This window comes from Pseudomonas sp. GD04091 (assembly GCF_029836165.1).
Classification (GTDB): domain Bacteria; phylum Pseudomonadota; class Gammaproteobacteria; order Pseudomonadales; family Pseudomonadaceae; genus Aquipseudomonas.
This window is the reverse complement of the sequence record NZ_JAOEBG010000002.1, coordinates 302044-316016: the sequence shown is the minus strand read 5'-3', so window position 1 is coordinate 316016 and position 13973 is coordinate 302044. Positions and strand designations below refer to the sequence as shown.

Sequence of the window (13973 nt, the reverse complement as noted above, 5' to 3'; positions counted from 1 at the left end):
GCTCACGTTCCAGAGTCCGCAACGCCGGCTTCCAGGTCGAGCAGACGGCGGGCCAACCGCACCAGCCGGAACAGCTTGACCAGCGCGGTGTCGCTCAATCGCCGGGTTGCGTCGCCCTGACCGTGCAGCAGCGCCGGCAGGTCGATGACAACTTGCCCGCTGTCCAGGCCGACGTCGGCAGGCTGCTGACCGGCCAGGCACGCCAGCAGCGCCAGGACGGCACGCCCCAGCGGCGCCGGCTTTGAAGTGCGGGCGCGGCAGGCAAAGCCGATGCCGTCTGGACGGTCATCGATGCACTCGTCCAGACCCGCCTCACCCGCGATCTCGCGGGCGAACTGCGCGATGTGGTTGCGCAAGCGCTCGGGCGTGTCCAGGCCCGGGTCGATATACCAGACATCGGAGATTGGATAGAGCCCGCCTGCCTGCACCGGGATGGATTGCAAAACATTCGCCGAGAAGTCGGGCGGCAACGCATCCCCCAACTGGTCCGCAACCATGCGCTGGATGGACTGAAGCCGTTCGGTCGTCGGTGCCGGCGAGACGATGTGTTGCTGAAGCAGGTGGTCGTCCGCTGCCGGGCCAACCGTACTCGCCTGCCCGGCATCCGAGTCGCTCTCACGCGCCGAGGGGGTGGCTGCAGGTCGGCCTGCAGGCGACGCTGCCGGTGCAGGCCCTGCGATGGGTGGCGAGGTATCGGCAGGTGGACGCGCGAAGGCTCCCGGCTCCGGTAATACAGGTGGCGTCGTGGGCGGTGTCGGCTCGCTGATCAAGGCGCGCTGGCGGCTCTCAGATTCGGTCATGTCCAAAGCGAGCACGTCGTAATCGACGCCCAGCAGCTCGGCCATCTGGCCGATCAACTCGTCCTGAACACGCTGCGCGGAGAACTCGTCGGCCTGGACATCGAATTGCGACAGCACTTCCTGGAAGAACTCGTCGAAGTCCTGAACCAGTGAGCGGCCTTTGGCGTACTGCTCCCAGGTGCGCTCGCAGGCCTTGCGCATCACCGACAGCCGCTCGACCTGGTGGCGCCCCAGCCCGGCGTAAAGCACGGTCGGGATCGCGGGCAGGAGGTAGCGCACCGCATCGGCCATCCGGCTGATGTGCGACTGCTGCACGGGGTATCCGTCGGCGGCCAGGCGGCGCGCCAGCTCAGACTGGCTCAGGGGGTAGCCGATTTCCAGCTCGTAGAACTCGCGTGCTTTCTCGACACCAAGAGCCCTCTCAATGAACGTGAGGCCGCCGCGCAGTTCGTTTTCTGCGAGATGGCCGGTCAGCGCGACAATCTCGCCACGCTCGGGCCACGGACGGAACAGGCACGATATGCGGAAATAGCGCTCGTCCTTGGTCTCCGACCACAGTTCGCGCAGGATGGCCAATCGCGTATTGCCACCGTTGCGGATGATGTAGCGGTCTTCACCGGGACGCCGGGTGATGGCCGGCGCCGCGTCCAGGCCGCGCTCGCGGATGGACGCTTTGATTTCCTCGTAGGCTGAGTTGCGCTTCTTGCGTGGGTCGTGGTCGTAGGGGCGCAACTGGTCCAGGGTCACGACCATCGGCGTGTCGGCAATCGGATCGCTCAGGGCCGAGGCTGACGGGCTGCTGCGCTCGAACCCGGCCGCGAGCAACTTCCCGGCCATCTGCTGGGAGGTGATCTCAGCCATGGCCGCCTCCCTGCGCTTGGGGCCGAGCTTCGCGTTCGGCGCGGCGGATCTGCGCACGGGCGTTGAGGGTCGCCCGGTGGTCGCTGGCCGTCGAACTTGTGTAGATCGCGGCGCAGCCTGCCTTGGTGAATTTGAGGTGGCCGCCAGGCGTGCGTTTGACGTGCCAGCCTTCGCCGACAGCGAACTCGATCAGGGCGCGCAGCCGCTTGTGGCCTCGGGCCAGTTCATGTGCGTTCGCCATGAGACCTCCCGGTTTCAACGGGTCGCTGCAGGCGGCCGGACACGCGGGCCAATCGGTCCTGCCATTGCGGGAACAACTCGCTGGCGAGCGCGCGCATGGTGTCGAGTGCGGCGGGGGCGACTCTGCCTGGTGGTTGGCGGTATTCGACCCGATGCACCGGCAAGCCGCGCGTCGCGGCGCGCGGATACGCCTCAATGGCTGGCACGTCGGTGCCCAGCACGCGGATGCCAGCGTGGTCCTGAAACAAGTCGCGCAGGGCCGCCTGGATCAGCCGGGAGTTCGCGGACACCGGATGGACGCGGTTGATGAGCAGGTGCAGCGGCGGTGGCTCGATGCCCAGGTGCCGGTACGGCGCGATGTCCTCCAGCAATTGGATGGTGCCGCGGCGCAGTTCTCGGGCCGCTAGGATTTCCGGGGTCACGGGCGACAGCGCAACCTCGGAGGCGAGCACCGCCATCTCCAGCAGCACCGAGCGCGCGCCCTGGGTGTCGATCAGCACCAGGTCGTAGAGCGGAGCGAGGGCTGGCAGCAGGTGCCGCAGCCGCAGGCGCCCGTCCGGCGCGTGCAGCAGCAAGGTGTTCAGTTCGCCCCGGTGGTCGTTGGACAGCACCAGGTCCAGGCCCGTGATGATCGTTCGGGACACGAGCTGGCCGAGGTCCCCCTCGTTGAAGGCCAGCAATTCATAGATGCCGCCAGGCGCGCGGTGGGCCAGCTCGTAGTAGGAAGACAAGGTGGGCTGCACGTCGAGATCGAGCAGCAGCACGCGCAGCCCCGCATCCGCCGCGAGCCCGCCCAGGTTTGCGGCCGTGGTGGTCTTGCCGACGCCACCTTTGGTTGAAATGATAGATACGACCTGCATGGCGTTCTCCGTGTGAGGATGGGTAGTCCGCGGGAGAACGGCTCAGGCCCGGCTGTTGACGCGCTCGGCGATCCACTGATCGATCTCGATGGAATCCCAGCCCACGGCGCGCACGCCCAGGCGCAGCGCTTGCGGAAACTGGCGCTTCCTCATCAGGTTGTAGATGTGGGCACGCTTGAAGCCGGATTTCGCTTCGACTTCTTCCAGGCGCAGGATGCGGCGCTCGTTCGGTGGCAGTACAGGTGTTTGCGACATGGCGGTCACTCCTGAACGCTAGGTAGCGTTTGTTGGCGTGACCTCTATTCAATAGACACGGCTGCGGAAAGACACTGCAAATGCAATCTCCGCGACTGCACATACAAGCTGGAAAATCTCAGAGGGAAGCGCTACGCAGCCGGCGCCTGGCCGTGGCGAACTTGCCGTTCAACGTCCGCTCCGCAATCCCCATGGCACCACTGTGATGAGCGACCAAGGCGCTCACCACGGCCTCCTGCGTCTTGAAGCTGGAGTACGGTGTGCCTGAAGGCGACTGCCCGAGCATCAGTTCCAGCATGCCGCCGATGATGTTCAGGTACGTGGCCTCGGCTCGATCGCTGATCGGGCACTGCGCGCAGGCTGGGATGACCGTAGCCTGCTTCAAGAGCGCGTCGTGCTTTTCTTGCAGCTCGTGCAATTGACGCTTGTACTGATCCAAGGCGGATTTCAGGGCCAGTCGCTCGACCAGCATGGCTTGTCCAGTTTCCAGTGAGATGAAGGGATGGGTGATGCGCTCGCTGCGGGAGAATAGGAAGCTGGGCCGTTGCTCGGGGTAGTGCTGGCGCATCCAGCACTTCAGATCGATGTGGCGAATCGTCAGGTCAGGGGAGTCGATCAGTGCGGTGTCGCGTGCCGTGATGCCGTTCTGCCCGAAGGGCAGTTCCCCATTGAGAATGCCGTCGAAAATGCGGTCGGTGTACAGCCGCAGCTCGCCCCAGCGCGGGCAGTCCAGCGACTGTGGCAGATTTCTTGGCGACGAAATCGAGGCCAAGATCACCTGCTCGTACCGCAGCAGTCCAGCCCAGCGGATGGACGCTTCGATCGGGCGGTAGAACACCTTTGATATTGGTGCCTCATTCTTGTTCTCGTGCATGCTCCGTCTCCTTCCAGGAGAAGAACTACATGGCCGACTCCTTTGCCGCCGTCCTCATGGGCGGCCTGTTGTCTGTGCAGGAGGCGAGTTCCGACGCTCGCTTTGAGTGCTTCTCACCAGGCCGTACTACTGGTATCCGTTGTGTGCTCGATGTGCAAAAATTCATCGATCATTAGAAGGTCGAGCGTCGGTGCGCAGGCTCGACAGTGACGCTCACGCTATCAGGGTCGTGAGAAGCTACGGCTCCTGCAAAACCGTCTCGGTATGGCCTGATAGGCCAACGGTTTCACAACGCGTGAGAGGGATGGCAATCGTCGTCCAGCCTCCGGCGGGACCTAGCGAATCCGCGCCTGTCATGCTTGTTCCGGCATCCTGATATATCGATAAAGAATCGCGCGCCGGTGCCCCGCGGCTACGGTGTGCGTGCTTCCAGGGTGACTTGTGCAGATGGATGGAGCGTCGCGCCGCGATGCGCGGAGCATGTCGCTCCCGGCGGCAGCCGAACAGTGCCCACACTGGAAGCGGCATCGCGGTGTGGATGTGGCAGGCAGAGGATGAGGCGTAGCTGACGAGTTCGAGGCCCTCGCGGATAGCGGTGCGCCGAGTGCGGGTCTGGTGTGCTGAGTAGGTGTCCTTGGACTTCAGTGGCGATCTCTGGACGATCTTTGTTGTCGAGGACGAAAAATAAGGCTACAATTGAGGTCTTCGCTGGCCACCTCGGCGAAGAAAGTGATTGGGAAACAACGACTTACTGTCCTAGTACACGTCTCGTTTCCCGCTCCAAATTCGATCCGCAGTGCGTCGCTGGGGTCACGAAGAAGAGGCCGAAAGGCCTCTTTTTTTATGCCTGGGATTTGGAGGTCGCATGTGAATCGCATGCGTGGGCAATGTTGGTTCCCGCCAGTTTCATGACCGATACGCTGATGATGGTGGGCGTTCGCGAGAGTGGACAGCAAAGGAGCCGCATAGCGGCCCCTCGATCATTCACTTCAATCCGCCGGCTTGGGCGCAAAACGCAGGATCACGCAAGCGATCACCGCCGACAGCAGCGAGCCCAGCAGAATGCCGATCTTCGCCGCATCGATCTTCTCGGCCTGGCCCGGGAAGGCCAGTTCGCCGATGAACAGGCTCATGGTGAAGCCGATGCCGCAGAGCATCGCCACCCCATAGATCTGCAGCCAGCTGGCGCCATGGGGTTTGCTCGCCAGGCCAGTCTTGACCGCCAGCAGCACGCCGCCGAACACACCGATCTGCTTGCCCAGCAGCAGGCCCAGGCCGATGGCCAGCGGCAGTGGCGCGAAGATGTCGCTCCAGCCCAGGTTGCCGAAGGACACGCCGGCATTGGCGAAGCCGAACGCCGGCACGATGAGGAAGCCGACCCACGGCGCCAGGCCATGCTCCAGACGGAGCAGCGGGCTGGCTTCGCGTTCCTTGCTGTTGCCGGTGCTGTAGGGGATCAGCAGGGCGGCGACCACACCCGCGATGGTGGCGTGCACACCCGACAGCAGGGTGACGTACCACAGCGCGACCGCACCCAGCAGGTAAGGCCAGAGGGCGACCACGCGCAGGCGGTTGAACGCCAGCATCACCGCGACGATACCGGCGGCACCGGCCAAGGCCAGCAGGTTGATCGACGAGGTGTAGAACACGGCGATGATCGCGACCGCACCCATGTCGTCGATGATCGCCACGGACACCAGCATCACTTTCAGCGACAGCGGCGCGTGGCGCCCCAGCAGCGCCAGGGCGCCGACGGCAAAGGCGATGTCGGTGGCGGCCGGGATCGCCCAGCCACCGGCCAGCCCGGGCTCGCCGCGAACCACGGCCAGGTAGATCAGTGCGGGAACGGCCATGCCCATCAGCGCCGGCAGGGCCGGCAGGCGGCGTTGTTCCCAGCTGGACAGGCGACCGTCGACCAGTTCGCGCTTGATCTCCAGGCCCACCAGCAGGAAGAAGATCGCCATCAGGCCATCGTTGATCCACATGTGCACGGTCATCGGGCCGAGCTTGTCGGTCAGCGTCGGGCCGACGGGCAGGTGCAGCAGGTGCTGGTAGGCGCTTGCCCAGGGGCTGTTGGCGATCACGATGGCCAGTGCGGCGGTCAGCATCAGCAGCACGCCGCCGGCGGCTTCGGTGGCCAGCAGCTGGCGCAGCATCGAGGGCTGCTTGTGGGTAAGGGGTGCATTCATGTAGCGGTCCTCGTTCATGACGTCGCCCTCGGGGTGGCAGTGGCGCGGCGGACAACGGACACGGCGAGACGCTGGCTCCGAAGGCATCGGGCCACTGCGGCGAAGGGCGAGAAGAAGGATGGGTAAAGCGGCGCGGCAACCCAAACCGTGAACACACGGGACGGTAAGCGCCAGGGAGAATGGAGGCATGCGTGCAACATGGACGGATCTCACGGAAAACAAATGAATGTTCTCCGTATTCGGGAAGGCTCCCGGGCGCACGCAGCACACGCCAGGCGGCCATTCTAGCGGCACAGGGGGGGTGTTAGGCCAGTAATTTGCGTCGAAATGTTGCTGGATCAATCTCCGCCTGGCGTCCTCTCAAGCCGTGCCCATGAGGAACCCGGCGCACCGTCTGCGACCGGTCAGGCGGCTGCTTGCAGGTTTTCCCGGTGTGCCGACCTGGCATTTCTGCCAGTAGGCGCATGGGTGTCGAGTATTTACCTTTTGCCTCAGGCGGCGCCCGGCGCCAGAGTTGGCAAGCCTTGCGCCTTTTCCCTGCAACGTGACACGGAAGTTGCCGGAATGCGCAATCTGACAGTGTGGCCGCTGGTCCTGGCAGCGTGTCTGGGGCTCGACGACTCCAGGGCCTGGGCGACGGCTATCCGCATCGAAAGCCTCGCTCCCTGCGAAACCTGGAGCGCCGACGCGCCGATGGAGTGGTGCCTGCAGGTCAAGGGGATGCCCGAGCCCACGCCTACGGTGGTCATCAATGGCGCTGATGTCACTTCAGAGCGGGTTACGCGTTTCGGGCGCGTGCTGCGATTGCGTCCGGACGACCTCGCACGGTCCAGTGGGCCCATGTGGTTGCGCGCCAACGGTGGCACGAGCAACGCCGTATGGTTGAGTCGGCAACGGGCTCAGGTCGTGGCCAGCCATCTGGGCCGGCGGGTCAGGATCGCTGATCGGGTGCTGACCACGGTCGATCTTGTCAGCCTGGTATTTCTCGAAGATGCCCAGGGCCTGGTCGAGGCGAAGCGCATCGCCAGTGCGCATGGCCTGGAGATCGTCGGTGCGATCGCGCCTTTGAATGTCTACCAGTTCCGCCTCGGCACGAGGCGCCTGGAGCAACGCAACTCGCTGCTGCGCCTGCTCGAAGAGGATGCCGCGGTGGCCGGTGTTCTGGTCGAGGACGATAACCAGGGCGCCTTGCCGGACCGCGACAGGGTCATCGAGCCTGCCGATCTTCAGGGTTGGGTCGCGAACAACTTCCAGCCAGCCATCGACCTCTATCGAGGCCACACGCGAAGCCTGCGCACGCACCGAATCCTGGTGGGTGTCATCGAGAAGGCCGTTGACTTCGATGTCCCCGAGCTCTCCGGGTACGCGCGCTCGTGCGAGCGCCCCGCCACCTGCGTGTACGCACTCGATCAGCCGGCGGAGAATGCCCATGGATCGATCGTTTCCGGGGTACTGGTCGCGGCTGCCGGGCAACACGGCAGCCTGGGATTTCTGAGCCGTCTGGAGGGAGCGGGCGATGGCTTCGCGATCATCGTTGACCGGGGGGCTCCCTCGGGGGTGATCGCCCGGGTGGCGGCGTCAGTCAACCTCGTGGAGGACGGTGTGCGCGTGCTCAACTGGAGTTGGGGCATCCATCGGCTTGGCGCTACCAACCTGTATGGCGAGCCGGTGGCCGCCAATGTGCGTTCCGACCAGGCATTCGAGGGCTATGGGAAACTTCTTGAACGCTATTTCGCCTGGTTGAAGCTCAACCATCCGGACGTGGTGGTGGTCAGTTCAGCTGGCAACGGTTCGTCCACCACGGGTGATCATCTACCGACCTCGTTGCTGTCGGATCAACTGCTGGTGGTGGGTGGTCATCAGCGCAGCGGCTTGGACGTGGCGATCGGCGATGGCCGGTTTGTCGTGCCGCGCCACAGTTCCAACCGGGGACGCCGGGTGGATATCACCGCTGCCGCATGCCTGAGGCCGGCCACGATCGAGTGGATGGGCGTCGATCAGGGGACCGGTTGTGGCACTTCCTATGCGACGGCATTGGTCACGGGCACCGTCGCTGCCATGCTGTCCATCAATCCGGATCTGACACCGGGGCAGGTCAGAGCGATGTTGCGCCAAAGTGCCTGGCCGCTGGCAGGCAAGCGCGGCGACGTGGACCTTACCGCTGCGCTTGCGGTTGACGAGCGCGCAGGCAACACTGCCCCCGGCATTGGCCAGTATGCGCGACTGAACATGCAGCGAGCGCTGGCGCTGGCCATAAAGAGTCGAGCGACGCCAAGCGTGGCCGTGGAGGGCCCCGCGGCGCCGCCCAACCCTGAAGACGGGTTGGGCGCGCGCTGATCCCGCGCTGTCGGCGGGCCCGTTCACGTCGCTGTCACTTGTGTCAGCTAGGGTTGCGGCGCAACCGATCTTCCCCGCCCGTCATGGAGACCGCCAAAGGTGTTCAGTGCCTCGTCCCGCAAGCAGATCATCCTCAGGTCCGCCGACATGCGCAGCGAGGATTTCGCCGTGCAGTTCAGCCGCCTGTTCGGCAGCCTCTACGCCGACCTGACGCCGTTGCCCGGCGATATCGTCATCGGTGGCGTCTATGGCCGCCAGGACGGCATGAGCTTTCGCCGCATGCGCTACCGGGGCGACTTCTCCATCACCTTTCCCGCGCCTCAGGATGAGATCACCTTCGTCCTGCCCAGCGCCGGCAAAGTCATCTTCGCGCACCGTGGCGAGACGGTCGGTTTCGCTCAGGTGGGGCTGGCGATCGACAAGGCCGAGATCCGCTCGGTGCGCTTTGCCGAAGACCATGCCCAGTGCGGCATATCGATCCGTCGCGGCCTGTTCAACGAGCGTCTGGCGCTGCTGCTGGGGCGAGCGTTGCATGAGTCGATCCGTTTCGAGCCGGTGGTCGACCTGCAGGTGGCGGCGTTTCGAGGCATCCGCGCGCTGCTCGAACTGGCCACCGGCGACAGCTTCGAACCGCTGCTCGACACCGCTGCGCTGATGCCGGCGCGGCTGCAGGAGATGCTGGTGGATGCGCTGCTCGAAGCCTGGCCGCACAACCATAGCGAGGCCTTGCGCCGGCCTGCGCCGATGATCGCGCCGCGACACGTGCGGCTGGCCATGGATTATCTGCGCGAGCACCCCGAGCAGCCGGTGAGCGGCACGCAGCTGACGGCGCTGGCCAATGTCAGCCTGCGCGCCTTGCAGGAAGGTTTCCGTCGCTTCGCCGGCACCTCGATCGCCAGTTTCCAGCGCCAGGTCCGTCTGGAACGGGCCTATCAGGACCTGGCCCGGGGCGATGTCGGTGGAGTGGGTGAGGTCGCGTCGCGCTATGGCTTCAGCAACCCGGGGCGTTTCGCCCAGTACTTCCAGCAGGCCTATGGCGTGCGCCCCACCGAGGTGAGGCGCGGCCTGCGCGGCATCGTACCGGCTCAGAAGGCGTAGCTGGCCTTCAGCCCACCGCTGACGCCATGGCTGTCGCCGCCCCCGCTGGCGGCCAGCTCCGCACCCAGGCTCAGGCCGCCGAGGCTGGCGTTCAGGCTGACGGCGCCGAGGAACTGGTCGCGGTTGTCGAACGCCGCGCGTTGCTCGATATCCAGTCCCAACAGATGGCCCTGGCTGTCGATGTGGCGATCTCCCAAGGCATGCTCGTAACCTACCTCGACGCCAGGTACCAGCTGCCAGCCGCCGCCCAGCGCGACAGGCGCGAAGGCGGCCTTGAGGTCGGCCGTGGCACTGCGTCGGGTCGCCTGCAGGTCGTCGACCTCCAGTGCCAGTTCGCTGCCTTTTTCCCGGAAACCGGAGAGGTCCACATGGCTGATGCGCATGCCCAGGCTCGGCTCCAGGATCATGCCTTGCATTGGCAGGCGATAGCCCAGGGCAACGTTCGCTCCGCTGAGCGTGCCATGGCTGTCACCCTTGGCTGTGCCCAAGCCGCCGCCGAGTTCGCGCTTGCTGGTGTAGTCGAACCAGCCTGCGTTGGCCTTGGCGTCAAGGAACACGCCTTGTTCCAGTCCGTCGGGCGCCAGGCGCAGGCCCAGACCAACGAAGGTCAGGTCGGTGTCCGCCTCGCCGCCCGCGGCGCCGACGTTGCCCTGGCTGTAGCCAAGGCCGGCATGGGCGCTGAGCTGTTCGGAGAAGCGCTGGGTCAGGCCGACCATCATCCCCTGGCTGTGCTCGTTGCTGCTGCGCGCCTGGCTCGAGCCATCGGTGCCCAGGTAGCCGGCCAGCGCCGTGCTCCACAGGCGGCTCTGGCCGACCTTGAGCTGCGCGCCACTGGCATGCGGGGCCGCCGCCCGGTCGATCAGCGCGCCCTGGCGCAACAGGAAACTTGCCGCGTCGGCATGCACCTGGCCACCCACGGTGGCTTCGACGCCACCCAGGCTGCCGGCGTCGATGGCTGACTGCAGGTAGTAGTTGTAGGCGCTGTAGCGACCCGACAGTTCGCTGTCCTGAAGCTGCCCGAGCAACTGCGCGCCCGCGGCGGCATTGCCTTGCAACCCGGCCTGGCCGGGCAGGCTGGCATAGCGCACCATCTTGCCGCGCAGTACGTAGATCGTCTCCTGGCTCAGGCCCAGGCCCTGCTTGAGATAGTTGTCCATGTTGCCGTAGCGGGCGTTGACCTCGTCCAGGCCGGCCTGCAGGTAACTGGCGTCCACCCCCAGCAGCGGCTGGTAGATGGCGGCCATGGCCGGGGGCAGCGCCTTCAGCGTGGCGGCCATGCGCGCGGCGGTGTAGTCGTTGGTGGCCAGGTAGTTGGCCATGATGGTCGCGTCGTCGACCCCGGCGATGCTCTGCAGCACGGCGGCGGTCCAGCCGGTGCGGTCCTTGCCGGCGGTGCAGTGGAACAGCGCGGCGCCATCGGCGCTTGCCAGTTCGTTGAACAGCACGCCGAACTGGCCGCGCATCCCGGCGTCGCTGACGAAGGCGCGGTTGGTTTCCAGCATCATTTCCCTGGCCTGGGCGGCACTGGTGAACGAGACGTTGGTGATGTTGGCGCCGGAGGTGGTGCTGCCGATGATGTCGATGTTGTGGTAGCTGGCGCCGTCGGGCAGGGTGTCCGCAGTGGCGGCGATTTCGCTCGGGGTGCGCAGGTCGTACACGTCGCCGATGCCCAGGCCTTCGAGGATCGTCAGGTCCGACGGGGTCGGGGTCAGGGCGTTGGAGCGGTAGAACACCCCGCTGCGCATCACGCCGTCATGACGGGTGGTGTAGGCACTGGTGGTGCCGGCGATGTCGCGGAAGTTGTCCAGGCCGTTCAGGCGAGGGGTGTCGAGGGGAAAGGTCTCGGCCGCGTGGGCGGCGCTGATGGACAGGGTGAGCAGGGACAGGGAACTCAGAAAACGCTGGCGCACGACGATAGCCTCTTTGCCATTCAGGGAACGGCAACTATCGGTGCGGGATTTGAAACTGCATGTTGCAAAAGGCCGGATCAGGCAAAAGCCTGCGCGATCCGGCCTGAGGCTGCGCGATCTGTCCTGCCGTGCCGCTCAATGGCCGACCAGTTGCGTCAGCAGGCGCTGCTTGTAGTTGTGCAATGCGCCATCGTTGCGTTCGCGCGGGTGCGCCAGGTCCAGCCGCAGCTGTTCGCCGACCCGTCCTGGGTTCGCCTCCATCACGATCACCCGGTCGCCCAGGTACAGGGCTTCCTCGATGTCATGGGTGACCATCACCACCGTGCAGCGTTCCTGCACCCAGATGCGCTGCAACTCTTGTTGCAAGCGCACTCGGGTCAGGGCATCGAGGGCGCCGAACGGCTCGTCGAGCAGCAGCACGCGGGGCTTGTTCACCAGCGCTCGGGCAATCGCCGCGCGTTGGGCCATGCCGCCGGAGAGCTGGTGCGGGTAGGCCTGCTCGTAGCCTTGCAGGCCCACCAGGTCGATGTGCGTGTCCACCAGCCGCGCCTTTTCCGCGGGCGCCAGATCGTGGTTCTTCAAGGCCAGGGCGATGTTCTGTCGCAAGGTCATCCATGGGAACAGGCGGTGATCCTGGAACACGATGCCCCGTTCAAGGCCAGGGCCATGCACGGGCTGGCCATCGAGCAGGATCTGGCCTTGATAGTCCTGGTCGAGCCCGACGATCAGGCGCAACAGGGTGGATTTGCCGCAGCCGCTGGCGCCAAGGATGCTGACGAACTCGCCCGGGCGAATGTCCAGGTCGATGCCTTGCAGCACGGGCACGGGGCGACCGTTGAGCGGGTAGGCCTTGCTCAGGTTGCGGATGCTCAGTGCGCCGGTCTGCGCGCGGGTGGGCAAGGTATGGGCGATGGCGTTCATGGTCGGGCCTTTCAACGGGTAGGGCGCCAGCGCAACAGGCGGCGGGCGAGCAGGGTGGACAGCCAGGTCATCAGGTAGCCGCACAGGCCGATGCACAGCACGCAGATCACGATGATCTCCATGCGCGCGCCGGCCTCGGCGTTCATCATCAGGTTGCCAAGGCCGGCGCCGGAGGCGAGGAACAGTTCGCTGCCCACCGCCGTGACCCAGGCGAAGGCCAGGGCCTGCAGCACCCCGGTGACGATGCTCGGCAGGGCGGCGGGCAACAGGATCAGCCGCAACTGCTGCTTGCGCCCGAGCACCAGCACCTGGCCGACCTCGCGGTGGCGCGTATCGACCTGACGCAGGCCCTCGAAGGTGTTGAGCACCATCGGATAGAACGCCGCCAGGCTGACGATCAGCAGCTTGGAGGCCTCGCCATTGCCCAGCCACAGGGCGATCAGCGGGATCCAGCCGAGCATCGGTACTTGGCGCAAAGCGTGGAACAGCGGTGCGATCAGACGGTTGGCCACTGGCGACAAGGCCATCAGCGCGCCCAGGCTCACGCCCCCGGTGATCCCCAGCAGCAGGCCCGTGCTGGTGCGAGTCAGGCTTGCCAGCAGGTTCACCCACAGCTCGCCATTGCCCAGCAGTTCGATGAAGGCGCCGCCAATCACCGCCAGCGGCACGAAGGCATAGGCCCCCGCCGCGTCCTGGCGCGAGGCATATTCCCAGGCCGCGATCAGCAGCAGCGGCAGCAGCAGGCCACGCAATCCTTGCCGTTTCATCACGACCTCCCGGCAGCTTGCCAGTTGGACAGGCGCCGTTCGATACGGCGCAGCGAGCAGTCCAGGACGAAACCGATCAACCCGGTGAGCACCACACCCACCATGACCACATCGATTCGCAGCATCTGCCGGCCCATCTCGATCATCTGCCCCAGGCCGCTGTCGGCCGCCAGCAGTTCGCATGCCACCAGCACCACCCAGGCGCGGGTCAGGGCGACGCGCACGCCGGTGACGATGGCCGGGATCGCGGCGGGCAGGGCGATGCGCCCGACCAGGGTTGGCCAGCGCAGGCGGTACACCGCGGCCACCTCGAAGTGGCTGCGCGGGATGGCGCGGATGCCTTCGAGCGTGGCCAGCGCCACGGGGAAGAACACGGTCTTGGCGACGATCACCACCTTGAATGCCTCATCGATGCCCAGCAGCAGGACCAGCATCGGAATCAGGGCGATGCTGGGGACCTGGCGCAGGGTATGGAACAGCGGCGAGCAGTAGGCTTCGACCGTGCGTGACAGGGCCATGGCGGTCCCGAACCCAAGGCCGGCCAGCGCGCCGGCGGCAAAGCCCAGCCCCAGGCGTGACAGGCTGCCGGTCAGGTGCTCCTGCAGTTCGCCGCTGTCGAGCAGCTGCGCGAAGCTGTGCCACACCTCCATGGGTGGAACCAGCAGGTTGGCCGGGAACAAACCGGCGGCGGCGACAGCTGCCCACAGGGCGAGCAGGGCCAGGGGAGAGATCAGCCAGGTGAGGGCTTGCAGTGCGGGCATGGCGGGCCTTGCGGGCGGTGGGTGATGGAGGGGGTGTCGCAAGAGCTGTGCCATGACCGCAGGCCCTGATTCACCGCGAAGCTCGTGTGTGCTTGCTGGT

At 65.8% G+C, this 13973-nt stretch carries 13 protein-coding genes; 3 read left to right on the top strand and 10 right to left on the bottom strand.

Annotation, left to right across the window (positions count from 1 at the left end; all coding sequences use genetic code 11):
* Nucleotides 1-2: 2 nt before the first annotated feature.
* From N7422_RS04445 to N7422_RS04425, 5 genes are all read right to left on the bottom strand, one after another.
* A complete protein-coding gene (locus N7422_RS04445; protein WP_023912616.1) occupies nucleotides 3-1661 on the bottom strand; it encodes a ParB family protein in 1659 nt (552 codons plus the stop codon).
* Nucleotides 1654-1902, bottom strand: coding sequence for a hypothetical protein (locus N7422_RS04440; RefSeq protein WP_023912614.1), 249 nt, complete (start codon nucleotides 1900-1902; stop codon nucleotides 1654-1656). The genes N7422_RS04445 and N7422_RS04440 overlap by 8 nt, the downstream gene beginning before the upstream one ends.
* Nucleotides 1886-2761, bottom strand: a complete 876-nt coding sequence (locus tag N7422_RS04435; RefSeq protein WP_023912612.1) for a ParA family protein — start codon at nucleotides 2759-2761, stop codon at nucleotides 1886-1888. The genes N7422_RS04440 and N7422_RS04435 overlap by 17 nt, the downstream gene beginning before the upstream one ends.
* 42 nt (nucleotides 2762-2803) lie before the next feature.
* Entirely contained in the window at nucleotides 2804-3016 is a 213-nt protein-coding gene (locus N7422_RS04430; RefSeq protein ID WP_031276155.1) for an AlpA family transcriptional regulator, read from the bottom strand.
* A gap of 118 nt (nucleotides 3017-3134) precedes the next feature.
* Nucleotides 3135-3890 (bottom strand): hypothetical protein, encoded by a 756-nt coding sequence (locus tag N7422_RS04425; protein ID WP_023912609.1) that lies wholly within the window; start codon nucleotides 3888-3890, stop codon nucleotides 3135-3137.
* 29 nt (nucleotides 3891-3919) lie between these two features.
* Here N7422_RS04425 and N7422_RS04420 point away from each other — a divergent pair, with 29 nt between their 5' ends.
* A complete protein-coding gene (locus tag N7422_RS04420) occupies nucleotides 3920-4066 on the top strand; it encodes a hypothetical protein (RefSeq protein WP_023912607.1) in 147 nt (48 codons plus the stop codon).
* A gap of 813 nt (nucleotides 4067-4879) precedes the next feature.
* Here the strand turns inward: N7422_RS04420 and nhaA are convergent.
* The gene (gene nhaA / locus N7422_RS04415; RefSeq protein ID WP_279805443.1) at nucleotides 4880-6079 is read right to left on the bottom strand and encodes a Na+/H+ antiporter NhaA; all 1200 of its coding nucleotides are present in this window, start codon (nucleotides 6077-6079) and stop codon (nucleotides 4880-4882) included.
* A 564-nt stretch (nucleotides 6080-6643) separates the two neighbouring features.
* Between nhaA and N7422_RS04410 the strand changes: the two genes are divergently transcribed.
* Nucleotides 6644-8416 (top strand): S8/S53 family peptidase, encoded by a 1773-nt coding sequence (locus N7422_RS04410; protein WP_279805442.1) that lies wholly within the window; start codon nucleotides 6644-6646, stop codon nucleotides 8414-8416.
* 99 nt (nucleotides 8417-8515) lie between these two features.
* Nucleotides 8516-9514 (top strand): AraC family transcriptional regulator, encoded by a 999-nt coding sequence (locus tag N7422_RS04405; protein WP_279805441.1) that lies wholly within the window; start codon nucleotides 8516-8518, stop codon nucleotides 9512-9514.
* On the opposite strand, the gene N7422_RS04400 is transcribed toward N7422_RS04405, so the two are convergent.
* The 4 genes from N7422_RS04400 to N7422_RS04385 all read right to left on the bottom strand — a co-directional run bounded on the left by N7422_RS04400 (nucleotide 9502) and on the right by N7422_RS04385 (nucleotide 13873).
* Nucleotides 9502-11424: a tyrosine-protein phosphatase gene (locus tag N7422_RS04400; RefSeq protein WP_279805440.1), complete on the bottom strand. Its 1923-nt coding sequence runs from the start codon at nucleotides 11422-11424 to the stop codon at nucleotides 9502-9504. The two genes, N7422_RS04405 and N7422_RS04400, sit on opposite strands and share 13 nt — an antisense overlap.
* A gap of 135 nt (nucleotides 11425-11559) precedes the next feature.
* On the bottom strand, nucleotides 11560-12345 hold the full coding sequence (locus N7422_RS04395; protein WP_279805439.1) for an ABC transporter ATP-binding protein: 786 nt from the start codon (nucleotides 12343-12345) through the stop codon (nucleotides 11560-11562).
* Nucleotides 12346-12356: 11 nt separating this feature from the next.
* A complete protein-coding gene (locus N7422_RS04390) occupies nucleotides 12357-13112 on the bottom strand; it encodes an ABC transporter permease (protein WP_279805438.1) in 756 nt (251 codons plus the stop codon).
* On the bottom strand, nucleotides 13112-13873 hold the full coding sequence (locus N7422_RS04385; RefSeq protein WP_279805437.1) for an ABC transporter permease: 762 nt from the start codon (nucleotides 13871-13873) through the stop codon (nucleotides 13112-13114). Before N7422_RS04385 ends, N7422_RS04390 begins: the two co-directional genes overlap by 1 nt.
* Nucleotides 13874-13973 lie beyond the last annotated feature (100 nt).